This is a genomic window from Enterobacter cloacae complex sp. ECNIH7, assembly GCF_002208095.1.
Lineage (GTDB): Bacteria > Pseudomonadota > Gammaproteobacteria > Enterobacterales > Enterobacteriaceae > Enterobacter > Enterobacter cloacae_M.
Genome location: NZ_CP017990.1, coordinates 1,297,829 through 1,321,540 on the forward strand (window position 1 = coordinate 1,297,829; position 23,712 = coordinate 1,321,540).

Consider the following 23,712-nt stretch of genomic DNA (forward strand, 5'->3'; position numbering starts at 1 on the left):
TTAACCATGTCTGACAATCCAGTGATTGCGCTGATTGGGCCTGGCGCAATTGGGACCACCATCGCAGCGGTGCTGCATGACGCCGGGCGCACGCCGCTGCTGTGCGGGCGCACCGCGCATCCGGAATTACGCCTGCGCCATGACGAGGGGGAAACGGTGGTGCCCGGTCCGGTATTAACCGATCCGGCCGTCATCACGCGCCCCGTCGATCTCGTTTTTGTGGCGGTAAAAACGACGCAAAATGCCGACAGCGCCGGGTGGCTGCGGGCCCTGTGCGATGAAAACACCGTGGTCTGCGCGCTGCAAAACGGCGTGGAGCAAAAAGCCCAGCTTGAGCCGTGGGTAAACGGCGCGACGGTGCTGCCATCGGTGGTGTGGTTCCCGGCCCAGCGCGAGCCGGATGCCTCCGTGTGGCTGCGGGCGAAGCCGCGCCTGACGCTGCCGGACGTGCCCCAGGCGCAGCGGGTGGTGGAGGCGCTTCGCGGTACGCGCTGCGCGGTTGAGCTCTCGGCAGATTTCGCCACCGTCGCCTGGCGCAAGCTTCTGCAAAACGCGGTCGCCGGGCTGATGGTGCTTTCCAACCGCCGCGCCGGGATGTTCAGGCGCGAGGATATCAGCGAGCTTGCGCTGGCCTACCTGCGCGAGGGGCTTGCCGTTGCCCGCGCCGAAGGGGCGAAGCTGGACGATGACGTAGCGCAGGAGATCCTGGCGAACTTCCAGCGTGCTCCTGAGGACCTGGGTACCTCGATCCTGGCCGACCGTCAGGCCGATCGCCCGATGGAGTGGGATATCCGCAACGGCGTGATCCAGCGCTACGGCCGCAAGCACGGGATTGCGGTGCCCATCAGCGACGTGGTGGTACCGCTGCTGGCGGCGGGGAGCGAGGGGCCGGGCTAACGGCCGCTGTTTTTCCGTTCGGCAAAGTAGTGGGCGGGCGTGCTGCCCATCGCTTTTCGGAACATAGTGATAAACGCATTCACGGATTCATACCCGAGCGTTGCTGCCACGTTCTGGACGGGCACGCCGCTTGCCAGCTCCCGCAGGGCAATAATCAAATGCAGCTGCTGGCGCCATCGCCCGAAGCTCAGCCCGGTTTCGCGCTGCATCAGGCGGGCAAACGAGCGCTCGCTGAGGGCGAGCCGTTTCGCCCACTCCTTCAGGGTGCTTCTGTCCTCAGGGCGGCTGACCAGCGCGTCCGCCATGGCGCGAATTTTCGGATTGGTTGAGACCGGCAGGCTTAGCCTCTGCTGCGGCATGCTGGCGAGCTCGTCCAGCGTGACCCGGGTCAGCCTCGCGACGTGCCCGTCGGCGGGATAATCCACGCTTTCGCGCGTCAGACGTTCGACCAGCTCCTTAATCAGCGGCGAGATCGCCAGCGTGCAGCATTTTTCCGGCAGCGCCGCCGCGCCGGGCTCAATAAACAGATAGTTGAGATGCGCGTTCCAGGTCGCTTTGGCGCTGTGCGGGATCCCGCCGGGGATCCAGACGGCGCAGTCCGGCGGCACGATCCAGATGTCATTCTCCGCGTAACAGCTAACCGCGCCGTATCGGGCAATAATCAGCTGCCCCTTGCGGTGGGTATGCACCGGCACTTCCGCGGCGTAGTCCATGAAGTCCAGATGACGCGCCACCGCCGGGCTGGCGGTAGAGTCGGGGTCATACAGCGTAGTAGCAGGTTGAGGCTTCACGATTATGGCAACATTTAGGTATTTTTTGACAGAATAGAGTATTTAAGCGGGTCTGCAAGCCGGTAATAATCCCGGCATGAATAAAATCTTCTCACTTCACGTGCACATCCCCGCCGCGCTGCGAAACGATGCGGGCGCGCTGATCTATTCCGCGAAGAGTTTTGCCGCGGCGATGCTGGCTTATTACCTCGCGCTGTCGATCGGTCTTGAGCGCCCCTCGTGGGCCATTATTACGGTTTACATCGTGTCGCAGACGTCGGTCGGGGCATCGCTGAGCAGAAGCCTCTACCGGCTGGCCGGTACCGTGGCGGGTGCCAGCGCGACCGTTGTGATTGTGCCTGCCTTCGCGAATACGCCAGTCCTGTGCAGCGTGGTGCTGACGGGCTGGATCGTATTCTGCCTGTGGCTCTCCCTGCTGGAACGCACGCCCCGGGCTTACGCCTTTGTGCTGGCGGGCTACACCGCGAGCCTGATTGGTTTTCCTGCGGTGTCCGATCCCGGCGGCATCTTTAACGTCGCCATTGTCCGCGTGCAGGAGATCGCCATTGGGATTTTCTGCGCGGCGCTGATCCACCGCTACGTGCTGCCCGCGCGCGTATCAGGCCAGTTCAACGCTAAGCTATCCCAGACGCTAGAGGCCGCGCGCGGGCGGGTGGCGGACACCTTAGCGGGCAAACCCGACGCGGCTTCCGGCCCCCTGCATCTGGCCCTGGCGCTGCAGTTCCTGCAGGGCATCAGCCACCATATTCCCTATGATTTTGCCCTTTCAGCTCCGGTGCGGCAGGCCAGAAAAGCGATCCACGACCGGCTGGCGCGGCTGGTTATCGTCAACTGTGAACTGCACGATCGCCTGCCAGCGATCGAAACCCTGCCCGCCGACGTGCTGGCATTGCTGGGCGACGTTCAGGCCTGGCTGGCCGCTGAAGGCGCTGGTACCAGCAGTACGGCAGAGTCGCTGCGGCTCCGCTGTGTGCTTCTCATCGATCGGTATGCCGCGCAGGCGCAGACGTTTGACGACGCGCTGCAGGTCAGCTTTATCCGCTACCTCTCGGAGGCGGTCGCGCTTCTGCAGCAGTGCAAACGTCTTTCCGGGGCCATCCACCGTGCAAAACCCGTATTTGGGGAGATGCGAACCCGCGCGGCGAAAGGCTACGTTTTCCACCGCGATCCTCTTACCGCCGCCCGCACGGCGATGGGGGCTTTCGCCATCATCCTGAGCGGCTGTCTGGTCTGGATCTTCTCGGCGTGGTCGGATGGCGGCACGGCGGTGTCTATTCTGGGGGTCTGCTGCACGCTGTTTGGCAGCTTCGATACCCCGGCGCCGCACATCGTGAAATACATCATTGGCTCGTTCTGGGGCGTGGTCATTAGCCTGTTCTACAGCTTTGCGCTGCTCCCGCTGGTAAGCAATTTCCCGGTGCTGGTGGCGGTGCTTGCCCCGGCGTATCTGCTGGCCGGGTCGCTTCAGGCGCGCCCGCCCACCACGTTTATGGCGATGGGGATCACCCTGACGCTGCCCATTCTGTGCGAGCTGGGGGCGCACTACAGCGGAGACTTCGCCGTTGCGGTCAACACCGCCATCGCGCTCTTTGCCGCGACCGGCTTTGCCGTCATCAGCATGAGCCTGCTGCAAACCGTGCAGGCGGATGGCGCCATCACGCGTCTGCTGAACCTCTGCCAGCGCGACATTCGCCGCAGCGTGAAGGGCACGCTGCGGGTTGATGAAACGCAGTGGATCAACCTGATGATGGACCGGACCGCCCTGTTGCTGCCGCGCCTGCAGCGCAGCGCGCGCGCGCCGGAGCAGGCGCTCGATCGGCTGCTGCACGCGCTGCGTCTGGGGCTGTCGGTCATGCATTTACGCCGCAGTAGCACACCGTCCGGCAGGGAGGTTGACGCGCTTTTTCATCGGTTAAACGCCGCGGACCGCAACGCCTTGCGCGAACGCATTGCCGCCCTTATCGAGCGCCATCTGCCTGAGGCAGATGAACACTCGCGCCAGTTTGTCTTCAGGCTGGTGGATCTGCACTGTGCATTACGGGGGCCAGACCATGGTTAACGATCTCAATCTCGGCGGGGTTTTTATTCCGGGGCTGCTGACGGTCGCCCTCGCGGCGCTGGTCTGCACGCTGGGCCTCGTCGCGCTTTTCTCTCTCAGCAGGCTCTACCGGCGCTTGCCGTTTCGCCCGCTGATGGATGTTTCAACCTGGATTGTCACCTTTTTCCTGCTGATGCAGGGCCTGACCGCGTTGGGGTTATTGTCATGAAATCACTGCTCTCTTTACTGGCTCGCTATGCGCTGACGTTGAGCGTCGTCGCGGCGGCCACGCTTCTGGCCTTTATGATGTGGAAACACTACGCACAAACGCCGTGGACCCGGGACGGCCGCGTGCGGGCGGACGTGGTGCAGATTGCGCCGGACGTCTCCGGGCCGGTCATCAGCGTGGCCGTGCGGGACAACCAGTGGGTGAACCGGGGCGATGTGCTTTACGTCATCGATCCGCGCTGGCTTAAGCTGGCGGTGGTCAGCGCGCAGGCGGACGTCGAGTCGAAACGCCATGAGATGCTGATGCGCCAGGACGCGGCCCATCGCCGTACGCTGATTAAAAACGCCATCTCCAGCGAGGATTTACAGCAAACCGGCAGCGCGGCGAACGTCGCGGCGGCCAATTATCACGGCGCGCTGGCCGAGCTGGATCTGGCAGAGCTGAATCTGGCGCACGCCACCGTGCGCGCGCCGGTGTCGGGGTACGTCACCCACCTGCGGCTTCGCCCCGGAGACTACGCGACGGCGGGGGAGACGAAGGTCGCCATCGTCGATGCGCACAGCTTCTGGGTGGTGGGGTACTTTGAGGAGACCAAGCTGCGCCATATTCGCGTCGGGGATGCCGCGCAGGTTGTGCTGATGGGATACGAGCCGGTCATCACTGGTCACGTGGAGAGCATCGGGCATGGGATCGGGGACAGCAATGACGAGACGGGCGGGCTGGGTCTGCCCGACGTCGAGCCCACCTTCAGCTGGGTGCGGCTGGCGCAGCGCGTACCGGTGCGCATTCATATCGACAGGTTGCCGGAGGGCGTTGAGCTTTTTGCGGGGCTGTCGGCGAGCGTGGCGGTGGGGGGATAGATGTGAGTATGAATGTCTGTTTTGTGCCAGGAGCAGACATTGATAAAAAAGTTCGAAAGAGAGCACGTCATGATCCTATTGGCTCATAACTGATTAAAGTTCAATGTTGAGATGAGTTTAACGGAGATGTATCTTTAAGTAATGCAGTTAAATTAGTCAACAATATCAGTTGGTTAGGTGTGGTTTGTTAAATATAAGATTAGAGAATCTAAAAATAGTTTCATAAGAATCAGTGAGAAATGCTATAAGAAACTTTGCCGTCTATGATTGAAACGAACTATTTCAGAGCATAATAATGTTACGGAGGGTGGCTTGTGGGAAATGTTCAATTACCTAAAGATGCTTTACAGAGGGTACAGCTTGGCCAGTCCTTTGCCGAGTATGACATTATTAGGAAATCAACGGAGCTTTTTGTATCAACTCCCGCGACACTAGCTGCATTAAACGTAGATAATACTAGTTGTTTTTTTATTGGAAGACGTGGTGCAGGTAAAACGGCAATTACAATTGAAGTTGAGAGGCGGATATCTAAATCTATTACCATAGTTCCTCAAATTTTTGATTTGCTAAGACTGCCTTTACAACATGAAGAGTTCCTTGATACTCGCCAACGGCCGTTCAAATCATTGATGCATTCAATGGAAAGAGCATTAATTGATGAAGTAATAAAAGCATGGAATGAAAAATTAGGATTCGATTTCTCTAAGGCCCCTGAGTCTATACGAAAAGAAAGAAGTCTTATTGAGGATTGTGACTTTGACCAGCGAGTACTAAATTTAGTTGAGGAAATTTTTGAGGCCTACACTAAAGAAAATGAAAAACTATGGTTGCGACAAATAAATAGGAGTAAAAAATTAATCCAAGAAGTTAATAGTTTAGAACTTAATGCTAATCATAATTTTATTCTTTTGATTGATAGACTTGATGAATCATGGGATGGTTCGGACTCAGCTATAATATGTCTAATGGCTTTGATGCATGCCACAGTTAGGTTAATAGCATCTACGCCTTATGTTAAGCCATATGTGTTCATTAGAGAGAATATTTACGATCGCATTCGTGCACGTGATAACGAATTTTCAAGATTAGAAACATCAGTTGTTTTTCTTGAGTGGACAACTGAAAAGCTTACAGAACTTGTTGAGAGAAGACTTGTGAGACCTTTCACAGCCAAACCTAAATTAGGAGGGGAAGCGTGGGGACATTTTTTTGATGGTGATAAAGACAAAAGTATAGAGCGGGTTATGCAGATCTGTCAGCATCGTCCTAGAGATGTATTAATGCTTACAAGTTATTCAATTGATTCAGCAATAAGCCGTAATAATAAAACAATCACTGAAGATGATTTGGTCTATGCTGCGAAAAGATATAGTACCAGCCGACTTAAGGATTTAGGCGATGAATATGCTGAGAATTATCCAAATATTAGTTTGGTAATAGAGTATTTCTTTGGTCTTGGCAATGAGTTTACATTGGTCGCCATAGAGGATTTTATTCAGAAACTTTTAGTTAATGATGCTATTTCTAAATATTGTAAATCATGGTTCTACGACTTTTCGACCCCATTTAGGTTCATAGAATTACTTTATGGTATTGGTTTTTTAGGTATTAGGCGTAAAAATACAATTGAATATAAAGATTCGGGTAAAGACTCTAATTCAAAACCTTCCTTTGAACACTCATCTACCTTTTACATCCATCCAACTTATCATCAGGCTTTAAATTTAAGGGCTGTTTTGTTAAATGATTTGAAAGAACAAACAACATTAAGAAACGAAGGTGTATTAGAAGATTTACCAGATAGTTTTAAACTTGATGAGTATAAAATGGCCTTAGAAGATACATTGGATAAGCTGAAGGCCTTGCCAACAGGAAAGGAGTCGGCCAAAGATTTTGAAGATATTGTAGGCAATGTTATTCGTTTGTGTTTCTTCAGAACATTGACCAATGTTCAACCTCAGGCTCGTTCTCACGATAACACCTCCGTTAGAGACTGGGTAGCTTCAAATAGAGCATCGGATGGCTTTTGGGAAGTAATTAGGGCCAAATATGGAGCAACTCAGATTGTCTGGGAGTGTAAAAATTACACTGATTTGAGCGCGGATGATTTTCATCAGCTGGGATATTACTTGAATGATACATTCGGACATTTTGGTATTATTGTTTACAGAGGTGATGAGCTAAAATCACAATATTTCAGACATATTTCTAATATTGCCAATAGAAATAAAAGTGGTTTGATTCTAATCTTAAATACTAAAGATTTAGAAGTGTTTTTAAGACAGGCGATAAAAGGAACGTTTAAAGAGTCTCACTTGCAAGACAAATATGATTATATGGTAAGGCAAATATCTTAAGTCTTGTGGGTGAATGATTAAAAGCTTATTAAATCGAATGTTTTTTTTGTGTGTAAAAATACATTATCAGGATTGAACTGATGCTCTCAACTTAATCATAAGTTTAAAGTATTTTTTCTTTGGATGCTTCATGTCTGCTTATCGATCTTTGCAGACATTCAACGTTAGCGTAAGGCCGAAATCCCGCTTCTTACCCAGCAGAACTCCGGCCTCCCATCACCCGCCTCAGTGTGCCTGGATATAAGGCTCCTTCACAAACTCTGCCAACAGCCAGACCATATCATGCAGTAGCCCGGTGAGTTCTTTCGCCACGCTCGCAGGCAATGTCCCGCCCATTACCGCCAGCGTTAACGCTACGGCATAGTCCACCTGTAGCGTCGTCTCTTGCCAGCAGTCCGGCACACAGGAGGTAATCTTTTCCCCTGCGATCAACTGTTCAACCAGATACGACGGAAGCTCCAAGTCACAGCACTCACGCAGCCGCTTAAGCGCAGCCAGCAATCGCTTGCAGAGTGTGGCAAACGTCACCGTATTGTCAGTGTCCACCAGCACGCTAACATACGCAGTGCAGGCGTCAGCCAACTCAAAGAGATCAGCAGAATCGGGAAGTTGCAGGTGAATAAGGTGATGAACAGCACTTTCCTCAGAAAGCGCGTAAGACAGGGAAGGGATAGTTGTCATGTGATTTTCCTTTTTAAACATACTCCAGACCACCACATAAGTTCCTACGCTCATGGGTGGTAGCGCTGACGGAGGTAGGAATACCGCACATGACATAACGGCCAACCTTTCGGTTGCTCCGCCAGCGCGACCGTATTTTAACGGGATGAGCGCTGTCGCGACAAAAATAATTGCCGAGTCATGTTAAACGGGTTCCTACGCCCGGTTACGGATGTGCCGCAACGCAGGCACTTTACGACCGCGAAGAAGGGATGAAAAGGGATACCCCTGAATTACATCAGGTTGCTTGCAGGTTTGCGAGGCGGCTTCCAGAAGGGTATTGCCGGGTGGCGGCCTCGCCTTACCCGGCCGACAAAAACCACCAACCAATCCCACTGGGCACAACTGCTATCCCTCGCTCATCATCGTCAAAAACCGCTTCACCGTTCGCGAACGTTCAAAACGCCGCCAGCAGAGCGCGATATCGGTATAAAGCTCCGGCGAGCTCAGCGAGTGATAGGTGACATTCGGCGGTGAAATGGCCGCCATGGATTTGGGCACCAGCGCGAACCCGCCGCCAGCGGAAACCATGCTCAGGGAGGAGGAAAGCTGAGACGACTGCAGCGCGTGCTGCACGTCAATCCCGGCCCGTTCGCAGCAGCCGTGAACCCGTTCGTACAGCCCCGGCGCGACCTCCTGCGGGAACAGCACCACCGGCGTATCCCGAAGCTGCTCTAACGCCAGCGAATCACACGCCGCCAGCGGATGCTCGCGATGCAGCGCCACCACCATCGGCTCCCGGTCGAGGATTTTTAACTCGAACGCCTTGCTGCTCTCGCACGGCAGGCGCACGAAGGCGATATCCAGTTCACCCTCCGCCAGCATCGTCGTCAGCGACGACATATTGGCTTCCACCTGATGAACCTGCACCGCCATGTTCTGCACCTGAAACTGGCGGATCAGCGCGAAAATTTTGGGATGAAAAGCGTCGGAGCTGGTAATGCCAATCGACAGGTTGCCGTTCAGCCCGCGCGCGATGCCGCGGGCTTTTTCCAGCGCGGCGTCGCTCAGAGCCAGGATCTTGCAGGCGTCCTCGTAGAAGGCTTCTCCCGCCTCGGTCAGCTCCACGCCCCGCGTCAGGCGTCTGAACAGCGGCGTGCCGACTTCCTCTTCGAGCCGTTTGATCTGCTGACTCAGTGGAGGCTGTGAAATACCCAGCGCTTCGGCCGCCCTGGTGAAGTGTCGCTCGCGTGCAACCGCGACAAAATACCGCAGATAACGAAGTTCCATATCTAAAACGTCTCAAACCAGCATGGTTTCTATATTGGAACTCTCTGCTGAATCGGGTCAACATTTATTTAACCTTTCTAAATAAAGTTGAAGAGGACGAGCACGATGATGCATTCATCTGCCTGCGACTGTGAGGCCAGCCTGTGCGAGACCCTGCGCGGGTTCTCCGCCCAGCATCCTGACAGCGTGATCTACCAGACATCGCTAATGAGCGCCCTGCTAAGCGGCGTGTACGAAGGAGAGACCACCATCGCCGATCTGCTGGCACACGGTGATTTTGGTCTGGGCACCTTCAACGAGCTGGACGGTGAAATGATTGCCTTCAGCAGCCAGGTGTACCAGCTGCGCGCCGACGGCAGCGCCCGGGCCGCGAAGCCGGAGCAGAAAACGCCGTTCGCGGTGATGACCTGGTTCCAGCCGCAGTACCGTAAAACCTTCGATGCGCCGGTCAGCCGTCAGCAGATCCACGACGTCATCGACCAGCAGATCCCCTCCGACAACCTGTTCTGCGCGCTGCGCATCGACGGCAACTTCCGCCACGCCCACACCCGCACCGTACCGCGCCAGAAGCCGCCGTACCGCGCGATGACCGACGTGCTGGACGACCAGCCGGTGTTCCGCTTTAACCAGCGCGAAGGGGTGCTGGTCGGGTTCCGCACGCCGCAGCACATGCAGGGCATTAACGTGGCCGGCTATCACGAGCATTTCATCACCGACGACCGTCAGGGCGGGGGCCATCTGCTCGACTATCAGCTGGAGAGCGGCGTGCTCACCTTCGGCGAAATTCACAAGCTGATGATTGACCTGCCCGCCGACAGCGCGTTCTTACAGGCCAACCTTCACCCCAGCAATCTTGATGCAGCGATCCGTTCCGTCGAAAACTAACAGGAGAACTACCGTGAACAGTGAGAAACAGTCACGTCAGTGGGCGCACGGCGCCGATATGGTTGTCGGCCAGCTGGAAGCGCAGGGCGTGAAGCAGGTGTTCGGGATCCCGGGTGCGAAAATCGACAAGGTCTTTGACTCCCTGCTGGACTCCTCCATCGAGATTATTCCGGTGCGCCACGAAGCGAACGCGGCGTTTATGGCGGCGGCGGTAGGGCGGCTGACCGGCAAGGCCGGGGTGGCGCTGGTCACCTCCGGGCCGGGCTGCTCCAACCTGATCACCGGCATTGCCACCGCCAACAGCGAAGGCGACCCGGTGGTGGCGCTGGGCGGGGCGGTGAAGCGGGCGGATAAAGCCAAACTGGTTCACCAGAGCATGGACACCGTCGCCATGTTCAGCCCGGTCACCAAATACGCCGTGGAGGTCAGTTCACCGGACGCGATTGCCGAGGTGGTTTCCAACGCGTTTCGCGCCGCCGAGCACGGCAGGCCGGGGGGCGCGTTCGTCAGCCTGCCGCAGGATATCGTCGACCAGCCCGCGACGGGGGCCATTTTACCCGCCAGCGGCCCGGCGCTGATGGGCCCGGCACCGGAGTCAGCGATTAACGACGTGGCGAAGCTTATCGAAAACGCCAAAAATCCGGTCATTTTACTCGGCCTGATGGCCAGCCAGCCCGCAAACAGCGCCGCGCTGCGCAAGCTGCTGGAAAAAAGCCGCATTCCGGTGACCAGCACCTATCAGGCCGCCGGGGCGGTAAACCAGGAACACTTCACCCGCTTCGCCGGCCGCGTCGGCCTGTTCAATAACCAGGCGGGCGACCGGCTGCTGCATCTGGCGGACCTGATTATCTGCATCGGCTACAGCCCGGTGGAGTACGAGCCGTCCATGTGGAACAGCGGCGACGCGACGCTGGTGCACATCGATGTGCTGCCTGCCTATGAAGAGCGGAACTACGTGCCGGATCTGGAGCTGGTGGGGGACATCGCCGAAACGCTGAACCTGCTCGCTAACCGCATCGATCGTAAGCTCGAGCTGAGCCATCGGGCCTCCGAAATTCTGGTCGATCGCCAGCATCAGCGCGATCTGCTCGACCGCCGCGGCGCCTCGCTCAACCAGTTTGCCCTGCACCCGCTGCGCATCGTGCGCGCCATGCAGGACATCGTGAATAACGACGTGACGCTTACCGTGGATATGGGCAGCTTCCACATCTGGATCGCCCGCTACCTCTACAGCTTCAGGGCGCGTCAGGTGATGATCTCCAACGGTCAGCAGACCATGGGCGTTGCTCTGCCGTGGGCGATTGGCGCGTGGCTGGTGAACCCGGGCCGCAAGGTGGTTTCAGTCTCCGGCGACGGCGGCTTCCTGCAGTCAAGCATGGAGCTGGAAACCGCAGTGCGCCTCAACGCTAACGTGCTGCACATCATCTGGGTGGATAACGGCTACAACATGGTTGCCATTCAGGAAGAGAAAAAATACCAGCGTCTTTCCGGCGTCGAGTTCGGCCCGGTCGATTTCAAAGTCTATGCCGACGCCTTCGGTGCGAAAGGCTTTGCCGTGGAGAGTGCCGAGGCGCTTGAGCCGACGCTGCGTGCGGCGATGGATGTGGATGGCCCGGCCGTGGTGGCCATTCCCGTCGACTACAGCGATAACCCGCTGCTGATGGGCCAGCTCCATCTCAGCCAGATTTTGTGACTCACGATAAGGACAGAGAAATGCAAAAAGTTGCTCTCGTAACCGGCTCAGGCCAGGGGATTGGTAAAGCGATCGCGCTTCGCCTGGTGAAAGACGGTTTTGCCGTCGCCATCGCCGACTATAACGTTGAGACGGCAAGAGCCGTCGCCGATGAAATCATCCGTAACGGCGGCAACGCCGTCGCCGTGAAGGTCGATGTCTCTGACCGCGAACAGGTGTTTGCGGCGGTGGAGAAAGCGCGCACCGCGCTGGGCGGTTTTAACGTTATCGTGAATAACGCCGGGATTGCGCCGTCTACCCCCATCGAATCCATCACGCCGGACATTGTCGACAAGGTTTACAACATCAACGTGAAAGGGGTGATCTGGGGGATCCAGGCCGCGATTGACGCCTTCCGCAAAGAGGGGCACGGCGGCAAGATCATCAACGCCTGCTCCCAGGCGGGCCACACCGGCAACCCTGAACTGGCGGTCTACAGTTCCAGCAAGTTCGCGGTGCGCGGCTTAACCCAGACCGCGGCACGGGATCTCGCGCCGCTGGGGATCACCGTTAACGCCTACTGCCCTGGCATCGTCAAAACGCCGATGTGGGCGGAAATCGACCGTCAGGTCTCCGAGGCGGCGGGTAAACCGCTCGGCTACGGGACCGAAACCTTTGCCAAACGCATTACGCTTGGCCGCCTGTCCGAGCCGGAAGATGTTGCCGCCTGCGTTTCATACCTGGCAGGACCGGATTCCGACTACATGACCGGCCAGTCTCTGCTCATCGATGGTGGGATGGTGTTTAATTAAATTCTAATAAGCTCTGACATGAGTTTTCCCCTGCACCCGTGCAGGGGCTTTTTTTTGTCTCCTCCGTCATTGTGCATTACACTGCGCGCTGCAAAACTTTAGTCATTACGATCTGACAGGCGGTAACAGCGATGAACGGTACAATCACAACGTGGTTTAAAGATAAAGGCTTTGGATTTATCAAAGATGAAAACGGCGACAACCGCTATTTTCATGTGATTAAGGTCGCGAACCCCGATCTGATTAAGAAAGATGCCGCGGTGACCTTCGAGCCGACTACCAACAACAAAGGCCTTTCCGCCTACGCGGTGAAGGTGATCCCCGAAAGCAAACATCTCTTTATTGCTGGCGAGCGCGTGAAGCTCTCCTCGATCAAATCCTTCGTGGTGTTTAACGAAGAAGAGCCGGCTGATACAAAAATCGACAAAGAGAACGCGGTGCTGTCGGTTGGGCTGCTGATGAACAGCATCAAGCCGAAATCCGAGAAAAAGCCGGGCGAAATGCGCACGGTGAAGAAGCTGGCGATCACCACCTTCCAGAATACGACGCTGATCTTCACCGAAGATGAGATCGACATCGACGCCACGGTGAAGCTGCTTAAGTAACGTTTTGCCGGGTGGCGGCGACGCTTACCCGGCTTGCAAAACCCGCGCGGCGCTCGCCGCCGGGCATATACGAAACATATCTACGCGGCACGAAACGTAGGCCCGGTAAGCGCAGCGCCACCGGGCACCGCCGGGCGCACTTACCCCATCCTGTGCTCACCCCGTAACATCGCCTCGCGGTCAAACACCCTCTGGATCTCCCCGTGCGCCATAAACGCCGCCCGGTCGGACATATGCGCAATCACGTCCGCATCGTGGCTCACCAGCAGGTAGGTCATGCCGTGCTCGGCCTTCAGGCGGTTGAGCAGGTTCAAAATTTCCGCCTGCACGGACATATCCAGCGCCGAAGTCGGCTCGTCCAGCAGCAGAAGCTGCGGGCGCAGCAGCAGCGCACGTGCAATCGCCACGCGCTGGCGCTGGCCGCCTGAAAGCTGGTGCGGATAACGCCTGCCCGCATCGGCGAAAAGCCCCACCTGCTGCAGCGCATCCGCCACTTTCTCCGCAATCTGCGTTTCGCCGTGGATGCTTAACGGTTCCGACAGGGTGCGCGCAACGGTGTGGTTTGGGTGCAGCGACGCCCACGGATCCTGAAACACCATCTGCACGTTGCGGCGAAGCTCGCCTTCAAAACGGCGCCCTGGCCGTAGCGCGTCTCCCAGGATCGAAATGCGGCCGTTCCACTCGCGCTGCAATCCCGCCAGCACGCGCAGAATAGTCGATTTCCCGCAGCCGGATTCGCCGATCAGGCTGAAGGTTTCACCTTTCTCGATGCCAAAGCTGGCGGCGGACACTGCCGTTTTCTCCCCGAATCTCACCTGGAGATCGTTAACCTCAACGAGCGCCATTATCGGCCTCCTTCCACGGCTGCGAGCGGTCCAGCGTCGGCAGCATCTGGCCGAAGGTGTTGGCGTTCGGACGGCAGGTCCACAGGGTACGCGTATACGGGTGCGTCGCCTGCGGAAGCCTGTTCGCCGCCATCTCATCGACCTTTTCGCCCTGATACATCACCAGCACGCGGTCACAGTGCTCCGCCACCAGCGGCAGATCGTGGCTGATGAGCAGCATCGCCATCTGGCGCTCTTCGCTCTGCTGCACCAGCAGTTCGAGGATCTGATTGCGCAGGCGGGCGTCCAGCGCGGAGGTGGGTTCGTCGGCAATCAGCACCTGCGGGTTGTTGATCAGAGCAATCGCAATCATCACCCGCTGGCCCATGCCCCCGGAGAGTTCGCCGGGGTAGCGCGTGAGGACATGTTCGTTGAGCCCGACGGCGCGGATGACGTCGTGAATGCGCGCCCTGCGCTCGGCGCGGGGCAGGCGCTGGTGCAGGGTCAGCGCTTCATCGAGCTGAGCGGCGACGTTTTGCGCCGGATTCAGCGCGTAGCGTGGGTCCTGCAGGACCATCGCAATCCCGTTGCCGCGCAGCGCCTGCCAGCGGCGGGTGCTCAGGGTCAGCAGGTCGTTGCCGAGCACGTTAAGCCGGTTCGCGCTCACGATGCCGGGCTTACGCACCAGCCCCATCAGGGCGCGGGCGGACATTGATTTGCCCGAGCCGGATTCCCCCACCAGCGCCAGCCGCTCGTTGCCCAGCGTGAAGCTGAGGTTGTTGACCACGCGCGCGGCGGGGTAGTCGATATTCAGCGCATCGACGATGACGCGTTGTTCAGTCATGCTGCGGCTCCAGTACGTCGCGCAGGCCGTCGCCCAGCAGGTTAAAGGCCAGGCTGGCAAACAGAATCGCCCCGCCCGGAATGGCGGCTATCCACCACTGGTCGAAAATCACCTGCATACCGTCGGCAATCATCGCGCCCCATTCAGCCATCGGCGGACGCGCGCCAAGACCGAGGAAGCCCAGCCCGGCGGCCGCCAGAATAATTCCCGCAAGATCCAGCGCCAGCCGCACAATCGCGGACGGCAGGCACAGGGGCAGAATATGGCCGACCAGCAGGCGCGGGCCGCGAATGCCCATCATCTCGGCGGCGGCGAGGTAGTCGCTGTGGCGCAGACGCTGGATCTCGCTCCGCGCCTGCCGCGCGTAGGCGGGCCAGGTGGTTAAGGCCAGCGCCAGCGCGCCGTTGACCAGCCCCGGGCCAAGCATCGCCACAAACGCGAAGGCGAGGATCAGACGCGGCATCGACATTACCACGTCGGTAAAACGCATCAGGATGCGCTCCAGCCAGCCGCCGTAGTAGCCGGACAAAATTCCCACCAGCAGCCCGGCGGGCAGGGTGATTACGGTGACTAACGCCACCAGCCCGAGCGCCGGGCGGGTACCGTAAATCAGGCGCGAAAGCAGGTCGCGCCCGTAGCTGTCGGTGCCCAGCCAGTGCTGGCCGTTCGGTGCCTGCAGGCGCGCGGCGGCGTCCTGCCAGTTCGGGTCAAGCGGCGCGAGCCACGGCGCGAACAGGGCGATAACCACCAGCAGCGTGATGGCAGCCAGCCCGCAAAACGCAGCAGGGGAGCGGCGCAGGCGGCGTAAGAAAAGATAAAACGGCATCAGCGCACCCTGGGATCGATCGCCCGCACGAGCAGGTCGGTAAGGTTATTAATGAGTACAAAGCAGACGCCAATCAGCAGCGTGCCGCCCATGACGGCGGTGGTGTCTCCGGCGAACAGGGCGGTGGTGAGGTAGCGCCCGATCCCCGGCCAGGAGAAGACGGTTTCGGTTAATACCGCGCCTTCCAGCATGCTGGTGTAGGCGAGGGCGATTACCGTCAGCAGGGTACCGCGAATGTTCGGCAGCACGTGGCGCAGCAGAATGGTCATCTCCCCGGCGCCCTTGGCGCGGGCAAGCAGGATGTACTCTTTGTTCATTTCGCTCAGGCAGGCGGAACGCGTCAGACGCGTGATGCTCGCCAGCGAGTAATAGGCCAGCAGCAGCACCGGCAGCACCAGGTGGCTGAGGGCGTTGCGGAACGCCTCGCGGTCGCCGGAAAGCCAGGTATCCACCAGCGCAAAGCCGGTACGCGGCTCGACGGTGAACTGCCAGATATCGTCCAGCCTGCCGGGACCCGCGCTCCACTGCAGCTTCGCGTAGAACAGGGCCAGCATCAGCAGGCCGAGCCAGAAAATCGGTACCGAGTTGCCGAGCAGGGTGAGGGTTCTGATGGCGAGATCGAGCGGCGAACCGGCGTAGCGGGCGCACAGCACTCCGGCAATCACGCCGAGCACGGCGCCGATGATTAACGCCAGCGTGGCCAGCTCCAGCGTGGCGGGGAACGCGTGCAGCAGGTCCTGCAGCACCGGCTGCCCGGTGGCGCTGGCGGTGCCTAAATCACCGTGGGCAAGGTTTTGCAGGTAGTGCCAGAACTGCACGGGCAGGGGACGATCCAGCCCAAGCTGGTGGCGAACCTGATCGTAGGTTGACTGGCTGGCGTGATCGCCGACGATCTGCAGCACGCGATCGACAGGTGAAAACGCTGAGAGCGCAAACGTGACGAGCAGCAGCCCGAAGAGCGTGAGCAGCAGGGTCAGCAGACCCTGAAGCACGCGGGTGGAAAGATGTGGCATGGGAAATCTCTTCATGCCGGGTGGCGGCTTCGCCTTACCCGGCCTACAAAAACTGAAAATAAGCACGGACGGCCCCCTCTCCCTTGGGAGAGGGCGGGGTGAGGGGAAACAGGCGGCTCTGTTGCGCGATGTTGCCCTCACCCCAACCCTATCCCACGGGAGAAGGAGAAGGGCTACTTCGTGACGCGGTCGTACCAGACCATATCCGCGTTCAGCCCCTGCTGATACCCCTTCACGTTATCGCGCACCACGATCTGGGTTTTACCCTGATCGACAAATACGTACGGCGAATTCTGCTGCAGCTGCTCCTGCATCTTCTTGTAAAGATCCAGACGCTTCGCCGGATCCGGCTCGGCTACCGCCGCCAGCGTGGCTTTGTTCAGCTCCGGGATTTTCCAGCCGTTCAGCCCGGCCACGGTGCTGGATTTACCGTCGTTCCACGCGAAGGCGCTGGCGTTAGAGTGCGCGTCGAAGTAGTCCGGGATCCACAGACGAATCGCCGCCTGATGCTGCTTCGCGCGCACGCGGGCATAGACCTGGCTCCCGGCGGCAGGCAGCAAATCGACCTTCACGCCACCCTGAGCAAAGCTCGCCTGCATCGACTGGGCGATGGTGATAAACGGCGGCTTGTTCTCCACGTCCAGCGTGAAGTGCGCGTCTTTAATACCCGCTTTGGCGAGAATGGCTTTCGCTTTTGCCGGGTCAAACTTAAACGGGTTGTCTTCCAGCGCGGCCGGCAGGCCGACCGGCAGGAAGCTCTGATGAACAAAGTACTGGCCTTTCAGCAGATTTTTGGTGATGCCTTCATAGTCGACCAGCCAGCGCGACGCTTCCCAGAACGCCGGGTTGTTCAGCAGCGGATTGGCGCTGTTGCCGGTGTTAAACACCAGGTAATTCTGCTCCGCAGACGGGATGCTCAGCACCTTCACGCCCGGCTTGCCGTCCAGGGCGCTTATCTGATCTGCTCCGAGATCGCGCGCCACGTCCGCATCACCCTGCTGGATCAGCAGGCGGCGTGAGGCCGGATCGGGGACGTTTTTAATGATGATGCTTTTGAGCTTCGGCGCGCCGCCGGGTGCCGATTCGTTAGCTTCCAGCACGATGGCCTGATGCGGCTGATAGACGCGCATTTTGAACGCGCCGCTGCCCGCGGAGTGCATTTTCAGCCACGCGTTACCGAAGTCGTTATCCTTCACGTTCGCCGCAACCTGCTTTTCATCGACGATGGAGGCGATCGGCGTGGAGAGAATATTCAGCGCCACCGACGGGCTAACGTCCGCCATCCAGTGAAGCTGGAGGGTATGATCGTCCACCTTTTTCAGCTGGCTGGCGATGTTGCTCGCGTCCCAGCCCAGCACGTTCAGAATAAAGGCCGGGGATTTGTTCAGCGTCACGGCGCGGGTGTAAGAGAAAATCACGTCTTCCGGGCGCAGCGGGTTGCCGGAGGCGAATCTGGCATCGGGCTTAAGTTTGATCGTCAGCGTTTTTGCTGCCGCGTCCGCTTCCCAGCTTTCTGCCAGAATCGGGGTGATTTTTTCCGGGTTATCGCGGTCCGGCTGTACCAGACGCTGATACAGGCTCGGAACGGTCTGGATGCTGGAAAGCTCGTTGGCTTCGGCCGGGTCGAGGCTCACGATGTCATCCAGCCCCTGGGCGACAACCAGCGTGTTGGGCGGAGTAGCGGCGTGGACAGCGCCTGAGAGCGCAGCCAGCACCAGTAACGGCAACAGTTTTTTCGTCATAGCGATCCCTGAGAAGAATATATTGTGATTGTTTTATGCTCCGCTACGTTAGGTCGACTCTGACATTCCGCAAAGTCGAAATTCAGCTTTGCTTATATCTTGCGGGAATATCGCATGCGCTCGGGCTATTAAAATACGCTGCTTTTCGCCCGCTTTTTAACCTGCTATAACAAACTCCTTACCTTTCAGGGAGTCACCGCCGTGCCCGAAATCAATCAACATGGTCAAACCGTTAACGATATCGTTCCGGACTGGAGAGGCGCGCGCGTATTAACCCGCACGCCGCTGTTCGGCCAGTATTGCCGCCTGGAGCCGCTGGATGCCGATCGCCACGCGGCCGATCTCTATGAGGCCTACGCGCTGGGCGACGACAGCGACTGGACGTGGCTTGCCAGCACGCAGCCAGCGAGCGTGGAAGCCACCGCCCACTGGATCGTGGCCAAGGTGATGGACGATGAGCTGGTGCCGTTTGCCGTCATTGATTTACGCACCGAACGCGCGGTGGGGCTGGTGAGCTATATGGCTAACGAGCGGCTGCTGGGGTCGGTGGAAATTGGTCACGTGACCTGGTCGCGCAGGATGAAAGGAACCCGGATGGGCACCGAAACGGTGTGGCTGCTGCTGAAAAATGCGTTTGAGCACGGCTACCGGCGCGTCGAGTGGAAGTGCGATTCCATGAACATTGCGTCGCGCAGCGCGGCGGAGCGGCTGGGGTTTGTCTGGGAAGGACGCCTGCGCCAGAAGCTGGTGCGCAAAGGGCGCAACCGCGACAGCGATATGCTTTCTATTATTGACGGCGAGTGGCCGCAAAGAGACGCCGAGCTGCGCGCCTGGCTGGCGGCGGAGAATTTTGACGGGGAAGGGCGGCAGATTAAGCGGCTTGAGGCGTTTCGGTTATAAGTGTTTTATGTAGGGTACATCTGAAATGGTCGATCAATCTGCGGAAATGGCAATTTCGATCAAATTCGTTTTTCCGGACTGTAGCCCCTGCGTCACCGCCGTGGCGATATCCTCGGCCTGGGTCACCCGGCAGCAGCGGATACCCATCGCGGCGCCCAGCGACTGGAAATCAATTCGCGGGTTAATCAGATCCATCCCGATAAAGCGACCCAGCTTTGTCGAACTGTAGCCCGGCTGTCCTTTCATGAAGTTTTTCAGGATGTTGTACTCCAGGTTATTCATCACGATAAAGGTGACGGGCAGATTTTCGTGCGCCGCCGTCCAGAGCGCCTGCGGCGAGTACAGGGAGGCGCCGTCGCCAACCAGACACACTACCGGCTCGCGTCCCAGCCCCAGCGAGTGCCCTACTGCTGCAGGCATTCCCCAGCCCAGACCGCCGCCGCGCATAAAGTAGTAGCGCGGGTGCTGCTGGTCGGAGATAAACCGGCGAACGTGTCTGGCCGTTGCTATCGCCTCGTCGACAATCGTGGTGCCCGGCGGAACGGACTTTATCACCTCGTAGGCCGCGACCATCGGCGAAATCGCCGGGCGCAGCCGCTCGGCTGCCAGACGCTCTTCCTGCAGTTGCCACTCTTTTTCACGTTCAGCGCGTGCCGCTTTGAGCAGCCGCTGATGCGTCAATTTGCTTGCCACCCGGCGCTGCTCAAGCTTCGGCAGCAGTTCCTTCAGGGAGAGTTTTATATCCCCCATCACCGAGAGGCGGGTGGCGTAGGTGCGGCCAAGTTCGTTCATATCCGCCGAGAGCTGATACACCGCGCAGGTTTCCGGAATGGCCTCGCCCTCGCTATACAAAATGGTAATCAGGCTTCTGCCGCCGATGATAAACACCGCATCGTAGGCATTAACGACGCTGGCGATTTCATTTGCGGTGGTGGGCATATTGCCTCGCCAGAGCGCGTGCTGCGTGGGGAAGGGCAAATTCAACGGCCAGGAGGAGCCGTAGACGTGGGCGCCTAGCGCTTCAGCAAGCTGGACAATCTCCTGCGTCGAGCCGCTGGAGTGAACTTCATCCCCCGCCACAATCATGATCCTGCCGGGGGTAACTTCGCTGAGCGCCTGCGCCAGTTCGTCCAGCGAGCCCGCCACGGTGTGGTAGTTCACTTTAGAGGCCGTTTGTATCCCGGCGTCGCTGAGCTCTTCCATCACGTTCATTGGCAGGGATAGCAGCACCGGACCCGCGGGGGGGTAGCTGGCGGCGTGAAAGGCCCGGCGCACAAGAACCGGGAGCTGATCGGCGCTGGTGACCTCCTGCGCCCATTTCACCACCGGCGAGCCAATGGAGACAATGTCATCGTACAGGAGCGGGTCGCGCACGTAGTGCCGGGTATCCTGCTGCCCGACGGTGACAACCAGCGGCGTTTTCATGATCCGCGAATTAATGAGATTCCCCATGCCGTGCCCAAGACCGCTGGCGGTATGCAAATTGATAAAACCGGTCTTGCCGGAGGCTTTCGCGTAGCCGTCGGCAATGGCGACCACGCTGCTCTCCTGGAGTGCCAGAATATAGTGAATATTTTCATGGCGAAGAAGGGCATCAATGAGCGGGAGTTCGGTGGTGCCGGGGTTGCCAAAAATATATTCCACACCTTCACTCTCCAGCACTTCAAGGAGAATGTCGGCACCCGATCGCATATTTAAATCTGATATGGACGTTAATGATTTAATCATAATGACACCTCATTCAGCGTTATTTAACTCATGCTAAAATTCTTCCTGCGTAGGACGGACAATTATTTCATTTACATCAACGTCGCCAGGCTGTTCGATAGCAAATAATACGGCTCTGGCAATCGACTCTGCCGGAATAGCCTGCTTATAAAATTCATGCAGGAACTGTTTGCTCGGGGCATCAGAGCTGCCAAACTGCAGCTCGCTTTCGACGGCACCGGGTGAAATAAGCGTCGTGCGGATGGTTTTACCTGCCTCCTGACGTAAGCCTTCACTCAGGGCGCGGACGGCGAATTTCGTGGCGCTGTACACCACGCCGCCGGGGGCAAGGACCTTGATACCCGCCACGGAGGCCACGTTAATAAAGTGTCCGCTCCCCTGGCGCTGGAATACCGGGAATGCCGCTGCGATACCGTACAGCACGCCTTTGACATTGGTATCGATCATCCGGTCCCACTCGTCGGTTTTCAGCTCGCTGAGGGGGGCAATCGCCATAAAGCCCGCGTTGTTGATCAGTACGTCGACGCGCTGGTATGCGGCAACGGCAGCGTCAATCGCGCGCTGAACCTCCTCCTGTCGGGTCACGTCTGCCTTCACGGCAATCGCCTGGCCGCCCTGCTGAATAATGCGATCCACCAGGGCGTTAATTCTCTCCAGACGACGGGCAACCAGCACCAGAGAAAAAGGTTTATTTGCCAGATGAAGGGCAATGGCCTCACCAATACCGCTGCTGGCACCAGTGATAACAACAACTTTGTTTGCACTATTATTCATGATCTTATCTCACTGTTGTGTGATGCAAAAATAAAGGCAGGGACAAATTAAAGAATAATAAGAATATCTTTAATTTCAGGTTTGAATATATTGTATATTTCAGGTGGAGCGACATTTGATTAAACATAGTTGAGTTGCGGGAACAGTGTCAATCGACTTTTAAATAAACAAAATAATTGCAGGCTAATATTTATTTCTTATAGCTGGCGAAAAAATATTATCGTAATGAAGGGAAGTATTGAAAACCCTCTCCTTTTAAGGAGAGGGCAGGATTTTAGACTTTCTGTCGTGCCTGACGAACCGGCGCCCCGTTCGCCACATAATACGCCGCCGTGCTCTTCGCCAGCGGCTCGCGCCCGCGGATTGCGTCGGCAATTTTTTCGCCAATCATAATAGTGGTCGCGTTCAGGTTGCCGGTGATGATCTGCGGCATGATCGACGCATCCACCACGCGCAGCCCTTCCAGCCCGTGAACGCGGCCTTCGCCGTCGACCACCGCCATCTCGTCATAGCCCATTTTGCAGGTGCCGCACGGGTGGAAGGCGGTTTCGGCGTGGTTACGCACGAACTCGTCGAGCTGCTCGTCGGTCTGGCATTCGATACCCGGGCTGATTTCGCGACCGCGATATTTGTCCAGCGCGGGCTGGTGCATGATCTCGCGGGTGATGCGGATAGCGTCGCGGAACTCCTGCCAGTCCTGCTCGTGAGACATATAGTTGAACAGGATCGCCGGATGCTGGTGCGGATCGCGGGACTTGATGCGCACGTGGCCGCGGCTCGGGGAGCGCATGGAGCCAACGTGGCACTGGAAGCCGTGCTCTTTAACCGCGTTCGAGCCGTTGTAGTTAATCGCTACCGGCAGGAAGTGGTACTGAATGTTGGGCCATTCGAACTCTTCACGGCTGCGGATAAAACCGCCCGCTTCGAAGTGGTTGCTCGCGCCCACGCCGGTGCCGCCAAACAGCCACTCGGCGCCAATCTTCGGCTGGTTCCACCACTGCAGGGCAGGGTAGAGGGAGACCGGCTCTGTGCATTCGTACTGGAGGTACATCTCTAGGTGATCCTGCAGGTTTTCGCCCACGCCGGGCAGGTCGTGCACCAGCGGAATATCGAACTGCTTCAGCAGCTCCGCGCTGCCCACGCCGGAGCGCTGGAGGATCTGCGGGGAGGCAATGGCACCTGCGCACAGCAGCACCTCTTTATTCGCCGTCGCTCTGGACGGGATAGTGCTTTCTCCCTCCAGCCACTCGACGCCCACCGCGCGCTTGCCGTCAAAAATAATATGATCGGTCATGGCGTGAGTGCGGATGGTCAGGTTCGGGCGCTTTTTAGCCTGGTCCAGATAGCCGCGCGCGGTGCTGGCGCGTCGGCCCTGCGGCGTGACCGTGCGGTCCATCGGGCCGAAGCCTTCCTGCTGATAGCCGTTGAGATCGTCGGTGCGCGGGTAGCCCGCCTGCACGCCCGCCTCCACCATCGCCTCAAACAGCGGGTTCACGCCCGGTTTCGAGGTGGTGACGCTCACCGGACCGTCGCCGCCGTGATAGTCGTTCGGCCCCACGTCGCGCGTCTCTGCCTTGCGGTAGTAGGGCAGGCAGTTGAGGTAGCTCCAGTGCTCAAGGCCAGATTCTTTGGCCCAGTTGTCGAGATCCATCGCGTTACCGCGGATGTAGCACATGCCGTTGATCAGCGACGAGCCTCCCAGCCCTTTACCGCGTCCGCACTCCATGCGGCGGTTGTTCATGTAAGGCTCTGGCTCGGTTTCATACGCCCAGTTGTAGCGCTTGCCCTGCAGCGGAAACGCCAGCGCGGCGGGCATTTGGGTGCGGAAGTCAAAGCGGTAGTCCGGCCCGCCCGCTTCAAGCAGCAGGACGGTGGTGTTCGGATCTTCAGTCAGTCGCGTTGCCAGCACGTTGCCGGCAGAGCCGGCCCCGATAATGATGTAGTCAAATTGCAAATAAACCTCCC

General features: G+C 58.1%; 21 protein-coding genes. 10 read left to right on the forward strand and 11 right to left on the reverse strand.

All coding sequences use genetic code 11. The features are described 5' to 3' along the window. Positions 1-6: 6 nt before the first annotated feature. Positions 7-897 carry an oxidoreductase gene (locus WM95_RS06320; RefSeq protein WP_063408942.1) on the forward strand — a complete coding sequence of 297 codons (891 nt, stop codon included), beginning with the start codon at positions 7-9 and terminating at the stop codon, positions 895-897. Here the strand turns inward: WM95_RS06320 and WM95_RS06325 are convergent. After that, entirely contained in the window at positions 894-1,688 is a 795-nt protein-coding gene (locus WM95_RS06325; protein ID WP_088544697.1) for an AraC family transcriptional regulator, read from the reverse strand. The two genes, WM95_RS06320 and WM95_RS06325, sit on opposite strands and share 4 nt — an antisense overlap. 76 nt (positions 1,689-1,764) lie before the next feature. Here WM95_RS06325 and WM95_RS06330 point away from each other — a divergent pair, with 76 nt between their 5' ends. The 4 genes from WM95_RS06330 to WM95_RS06345 all read left to right on the forward strand — a co-directional run bounded on the left by WM95_RS06330 (position 1,765) and on the right by WM95_RS06345 (position 7,172). Further along, positions 1,765-3,747, forward strand: coding sequence for an FUSC family protein (locus WM95_RS06330; protein ID WP_063408940.1), 1,983 nt, complete (start codon positions 1,765-1,767; stop codon positions 3,745-3,747). Then, on the forward strand, positions 3,740-3,955 hold the full coding sequence (locus tag WM95_RS06335) for a DUF1656 domain-containing protein (protein WP_059446521.1): 216 nt from the start codon (positions 3,740-3,742) through the stop codon (positions 3,953-3,955). Before WM95_RS06330 ends, WM95_RS06335 begins: the two co-directional genes overlap by 8 nt. Next, a complete protein-coding gene (locus WM95_RS06340; RefSeq protein ID WP_063408939.1) occupies positions 3,952-4,815 on the forward strand; it encodes an efflux RND transporter periplasmic adaptor subunit in 864 nt (287 codons plus the stop codon). The genes WM95_RS06335 and WM95_RS06340 overlap by 4 nt, the downstream gene beginning before the upstream one ends. A gap of 314 nt (positions 4,816-5,129) precedes the next feature. After that, positions 5,130-7,172 (forward strand): P-loop ATPase, Sll1717 family, encoded by a 2,043-nt coding sequence (locus WM95_RS06345; protein WP_063408938.1) that lies wholly within the window; start codon positions 5,130-5,132, stop codon positions 7,170-7,172. A gap of 225 nt (positions 7,173-7,397) precedes the next feature. Here the strand turns inward: WM95_RS06345 and WM95_RS06350 are convergent, their stop codons facing one another. Both WM95_RS06350 and WM95_RS06355 read right to left on the reverse strand, forming a co-directional pair. Then, positions 7,398-7,853, reverse strand: coding sequence for a hypothetical protein (locus WM95_RS06350; protein ID WP_063408937.1), 456 nt, complete (start codon positions 7,851-7,853; stop codon positions 7,398-7,400). Between the two features lie 387 nt (positions 7,854-8,240). Then, the gene (locus WM95_RS06355) at positions 8,241-9,122 is read right to left on the reverse strand and encodes a LysR family transcriptional regulator (RefSeq protein WP_047742596.1); all 882 of its coding nucleotides are present in this window, start codon (positions 9,120-9,122) and stop codon (positions 8,241-8,243) included. A gap of 105 nt (positions 9,123-9,227) precedes the next feature. On the opposite strand from WM95_RS06355, the gene budA reads away from it, so the two are divergent. The 4 genes from budA (at position 9,228) to WM95_RS06375 (ending at position 13,096) form a co-directional block, all read left to right on the forward strand. Further along, the gene (budA, locus tag WM95_RS06360) at positions 9,228-10,007 is read left to right on the forward strand and encodes an acetolactate decarboxylase (RefSeq protein WP_023310680.1); all 780 of its coding nucleotides are present in this window, start codon (positions 9,228-9,230) and stop codon (positions 10,005-10,007) included. Next, positions 9,979-11,700 carry an acetolactate synthase AlsS gene (alsS, locus tag WM95_RS06365; protein ID WP_373869450.1) on the forward strand — a complete coding sequence of 574 codons (1,722 nt, stop codon included), beginning with the start codon at positions 9,979-9,981 and terminating at the stop codon, positions 11,698-11,700. The genes budA and alsS overlap by 29 nt, the downstream gene beginning before the upstream one ends. Positions 11,701-11,720: 20 nt before the next feature. Further along, a complete protein-coding gene (locus WM95_RS06370) occupies positions 11,721-12,491 on the forward strand; it encodes a (S)-acetoin forming diacetyl reductase (protein ID WP_024906954.1) in 771 nt (256 codons plus the stop codon). A 131-nt stretch (positions 12,492-12,622) separates the two neighbouring features. Further along, positions 12,623-13,096 (forward strand): cold-shock protein, encoded by a 474-nt coding sequence (locus WM95_RS06375; protein ID WP_023310683.1) that lies wholly within the window; start codon positions 12,623-12,625, stop codon positions 13,094-13,096. A 140-nt stretch (positions 13,097-13,236) separates the two neighbouring features. On the opposite strand, the gene WM95_RS06380 is transcribed toward WM95_RS06375, so the two are convergent. The 5 genes from WM95_RS06380 to WM95_RS06405 all read right to left on the reverse strand — a co-directional run bounded on the left by WM95_RS06380 (position 13,237) and on the right by WM95_RS06405 (position 18,345). Further along, positions 13,237-13,941, reverse strand: a complete 705-nt coding sequence (locus WM95_RS06380) for an ABC transporter ATP-binding protein (RefSeq protein WP_063408934.1) — start codon at positions 13,939-13,941, stop codon at positions 13,237-13,239. Continuing rightward, positions 13,928-14,764, reverse strand: a complete 837-nt coding sequence (locus tag WM95_RS06385) for an ABC transporter ATP-binding protein (RefSeq protein ID WP_063408933.1) — start codon at positions 14,762-14,764, stop codon at positions 13,928-13,930. Before WM95_RS06385 ends, WM95_RS06380 begins: the two co-directional genes overlap by 14 nt. Then, complete coding sequence (locus WM95_RS06390; protein WP_063408932.1) at positions 14,757-15,590, reverse strand: ABC transporter permease; 834 nt, start codon at positions 15,588-15,590, stop codon at positions 14,757-14,759. Before WM95_RS06390 ends, WM95_RS06385 begins: the two co-directional genes overlap by 8 nt. Next, a complete protein-coding gene (locus WM95_RS06395) occupies positions 15,590-16,603 on the reverse strand; it encodes an ABC transporter permease (protein ID WP_063408931.1) in 1,014 nt (337 codons plus the stop codon). Before WM95_RS06395 ends, WM95_RS06390 begins: the two co-directional genes overlap by 1 nt. A gap of 173 nt (positions 16,604-16,776) precedes the next feature. After that, complete coding sequence (locus WM95_RS06405; RefSeq protein ID WP_063408930.1) at positions 16,777-18,345, reverse strand: ABC transporter substrate-binding protein; 1,569 nt, start codon at positions 18,343-18,345, stop codon at positions 16,777-16,779. 201 nt (positions 18,346-18,546) lie between these two features. Here WM95_RS06405 and WM95_RS06410 point away from each other — a divergent pair, with 201 nt between their 5' ends. Continuing rightward, positions 18,547-19,245 carry a GNAT family N-acetyltransferase gene (locus WM95_RS06410; RefSeq protein WP_023310689.1) on the forward strand — a complete coding sequence of 233 codons (699 nt, stop codon included), beginning with the start codon at positions 18,547-18,549 and terminating at the stop codon, positions 19,243-19,245. Between the two features lie 33 nt (positions 19,246-19,278). On the opposite strand, the gene WM95_RS06415 is transcribed toward WM95_RS06410, so the two are convergent. From WM95_RS06415 to betA, 3 genes are all read right to left on the reverse strand, one after another. Next, positions 19,279-20,973, reverse strand: coding sequence for a thiamine pyrophosphate-binding protein (locus WM95_RS06415; protein ID WP_063408929.1), 1,695 nt, complete (start codon positions 20,971-20,973; stop codon positions 19,279-19,281). 33 nt (positions 20,974-21,006) lie between these two features. Further along, on the reverse strand, positions 21,007-21,747 hold the full coding sequence (locus WM95_RS06420; RefSeq protein ID WP_063408928.1) for an SDR family oxidoreductase: 741 nt from the start codon (positions 21,745-21,747) through the stop codon (positions 21,007-21,009). Positions 21,748-22,021: 274 nt separating this feature from the next. Next, positions 22,022-23,701 (reverse strand): choline dehydrogenase, encoded by a 1,680-nt coding sequence (betA, locus tag WM95_RS06425; RefSeq protein ID WP_063408927.1) that lies wholly within the window; start codon positions 23,699-23,701, stop codon positions 22,022-22,024. Positions 23,702-23,712 lie beyond the last annotated feature (11 nt).

What these genes read in the sequence shown, in the direction of transcription:
- WM95_RS06320 (WP_063408942.1), top strand. Translation starts at nt 7, where the DNA reads ATGTCTGACAATCCAGTGATTGCGCTGATTGGGCCTGGCGCAATTGGG.
- WM95_RS06330 (WP_063408940.1), top strand. Translation starts at nt 1,765, where the DNA reads ATGAATAAAATCTTCTCACTTCACGTGCACATCCCCGCCGCGCTGCGA.
- WM95_RS06335 (WP_059446521.1), top strand. Translation starts at nt 3,740, where the DNA reads ATGGTTAACGATCTCAATCTCGGCGGGGTTTTTATTCCGGGGCTGCTG.
- WM95_RS06340 (WP_063408939.1), top strand. Translation starts at nt 3,952, where the DNA reads ATGAAATCACTGCTCTCTTTACTGGCTCGCTATGCGCTGACGTTGAGC.
- WM95_RS06350 (WP_063408937.1), bottom strand. Translation starts at nt 7,853, where the DNA reads ATGACAACTATCCCTTCCCTGTCTTACGCGCTTTCTGAGGAAAGTGCT.
- WM95_RS06355 (WP_047742596.1), bottom strand. Translation starts at nt 9,122, where the DNA reads ATGGAACTTCGTTATCTGCGGTATTTTGTCGCGGTTGCACGCGAGCGA.
- budA (WP_023310680.1), top strand. Translation starts at nt 9,228, where the DNA reads ATGATGCATTCATCTGCCTGCGACTGTGAGGCCAGCCTGTGCGAGACC.
- alsS (WP_373869450.1), top strand. Translation starts at nt 9,979, where the DNA reads ATGCAGCGATCCGTTCCGTCGAAAACTAACAGGAGAACTACCGTGAAC.
- WM95_RS06370 (WP_024906954.1), top strand. Translation starts at nt 11,721, where the DNA reads ATGCAAAAAGTTGCTCTCGTAACCGGCTCAGGCCAGGGGATTGGTAAA.
- WM95_RS06375 (WP_023310683.1), top strand. Translation starts at nt 12,623, where the DNA reads ATGAACGGTACAATCACAACGTGGTTTAAAGATAAAGGCTTTGGATTT.
- WM95_RS06380 (WP_063408934.1), bottom strand. Translation starts at nt 13,941, where the DNA reads ATGGCGCTCGTTGAGGTTAACGATCTCCAGGTGAGATTCGGGGAGAAA.
- WM95_RS06385 (WP_063408933.1), bottom strand. Translation starts at nt 14,764, where the DNA reads ATGACTGAACAACGCGTCATCGTCGATGCGCTGAATATCGACTACCCC.
- WM95_RS06390 (WP_063408932.1), bottom strand. Translation starts at nt 15,590, where the DNA reads ATGCCGTTTTATCTTTTCTTACGCCGCCTGCGCCGCTCCCCTGCTGCG.
- WM95_RS06395 (WP_063408931.1), bottom strand. Translation starts at nt 16,603, where the DNA reads ATGCCACATCTTTCCACCCGCGTGCTTCAGGGTCTGCTGACCCTGCTG.
- WM95_RS06405 (WP_063408930.1), bottom strand. Translation starts at nt 18,345, where the DNA reads ATGACGAAAAAACTGTTGCCGTTACTGGTGCTGGCTGCGCTCTCAGGC.
- WM95_RS06415 (WP_063408929.1), bottom strand. Translation starts at nt 20,973, where the DNA reads ATGATTAAATCATTAACGTCCATATCAGATTTAAATATGCGATCGGGT.
- WM95_RS06420 (WP_063408928.1), bottom strand. Translation starts at nt 21,747, where the DNA reads ATGAATAATAGTGCAAACAAAGTTGTTGTTATCACTGGTGCCAGCAGC.